The following is a 1,568-nucleotide window of genomic DNA, read 5'->3' as shown; positions in this document are numbered from 1 at the left end:
CCGACCGCGGCCGGCCGCGGACCCGGATCCGCAGGGGAGCGGGCCTCGGCCTGGTGGCCTGGCTGGCCGGCATCGTCTTCTTCCTGCCCATCGCGTGGATGGCGCTGACGTCCTTCCACTCCGAGGAGGACGCGGCCACCAACCCGCCGTCCTTCACCGCCGCCCTCACCCTGGACGGCTACCGGGAGTTCTTCGGCGCGGGCGGCGGCGCGAGCCCCTGGCCGTCGCTGATCAACTCGACGGTGGCGTCCGTGGCCTCGGTGATCCTGGTCCTGCTGCTCGCTCTCCCGGCGGCGTACGCGCTGTCCATCCGCCCGGTGAAGCGGTGGACGGACGTCCTGTTCTTCTTCCTGTCCACCAAGATGCTGCCGGTCGTGGCGGGCCTGCTGCCGATCTACCTGTTCGCCAGGAACGCCGGGCTGCTCGACAACATCTGGCTCCTGGTCCTGCTCTACACCTCCATGAACCTGCCGATCGCCGTGTGGATGATGCACTCGTTCCTCTCGGAGATCCCGGTCGCGGTGATCGAGGCCGCCCGGGTCGACGGGGCGCGGCTGCCGACGGTGCTGGCCCGCGTCATCGCCCCGATGGCGATGCCCGGCATCGCGGCGACGGCCCTGATCTGCTTCATCTTCAGCTGGAACGAGCTGTTGTTCGCCCGGGTCCTGACGGGCGTGGTCGCCGAGACCGCTCCCGTCTTCCTGACCGGTTTCATCACCAGCCAGGGCCTCTTCCTGGCCAAGGTGTGCGCCGCGTCGCTCGTCGTCTCCCTGCCGGTGCTCGCCGCGGGGTTCGCCGCCCAGGACAAACTCGTCCAGGGCCTGTCGTTGGGAGCCGTGAAATGAAGGCCGCCGTCATCGAGTCCGTGGGCCGGGCCGTCGTCAGCGAGGTCCCGGACCCGACGCCGGGCCCCCGCGAGGTCGTCGTCGAGGTCGCGGCCTGCGGGCTGTGCGGCACGGACCTGCACATCCTGCAGGGCGAGTTCGCGCCCGAGCTGCCGATCGTGCCGGGGCACGAGTTCGCGGGCGAGGTGGTCGGCGTCGGCTCCCTGGTCACCGAGGTGTCGCCGGGCGACCGGGTCGCCGTGGACCCCTCCCTGTACTGCTACGAGTGCCGCTCCTGCCGGACCGGCCACAACAACCTGTGCGAGCGCTGGGCGGCGATCGGCGTCACCGTGCCGGGCGGGGCCGCCCGGTACGCGGTGGCCCCGGTGGCGAACTGCGTCAGGCTGCCCGAGCACGTCCGCACCCAGGACGCGGCCCTGATCGAACCGCTGTCCTGCGCGGTGCGCGGCTACGACGTCCTGCAGTCCCGCCTCGGCGCGCACGTCCTGATCTACGGCTCCGGAACGATGGGCCTGATGATGCTGGAACTGGCCAAGCGGACCGGCGCGGCGAGCGTGGACGTGGTCGACCTCAATCCGTCCCGCCTGGAGACGGCGCGGCGGCTGGGGGTCTCCGCGTCGGCGGCGAACCCGGACGAACTGGACCGCCCCCAGGGCTGGGACCTCGTCATCGACGCCACGGGGAACGCGGCGGCGATCCAGGACGGCCTGGAGCGGGTCGCCA

At 71.9% G+C, this 1,568-nt stretch carries 2 protein-coding genes; both read left to right on the top strand.

Translation table 11 applies throughout. The features are described from left to right. Window positions 1–26: 26 nt before the first annotated feature. Window positions 27–845 carry a carbohydrate ABC transporter permease gene (locus AOK18_RS03805; RefSeq protein WP_055693332.1) on the top strand — a complete coding sequence of 273 codons (819 nt, stop codon included), beginning with the start codon at window positions 27–29 and terminating at the stop codon, window positions 843–845. Beyond that, window positions 842–1,568 (top strand): alcohol dehydrogenase catalytic domain-containing protein (locus AOK18_RS03800; protein WP_055693330.1); only part of this gene is annotated, 727 nt, incomplete at its 3' end. The genes AOK18_RS03805 and AOK18_RS03800, both read left to right, overlap by 4 nt.

The organism is Streptomyces prasinopilosus (assembly GCF_001419695.1).
In the GTDB taxonomy this organism is placed as follows: domain Bacteria; phylum Actinomycetota; class Actinomycetes; order Streptomycetales; family Streptomycetaceae; genus Streptomyces; species Streptomyces prasinopilosus.
The sequence above is the reverse complement of the archived record's forward strand: the minus strand, read 5'-3'. Positions and strand labels throughout refer to the sequence as shown.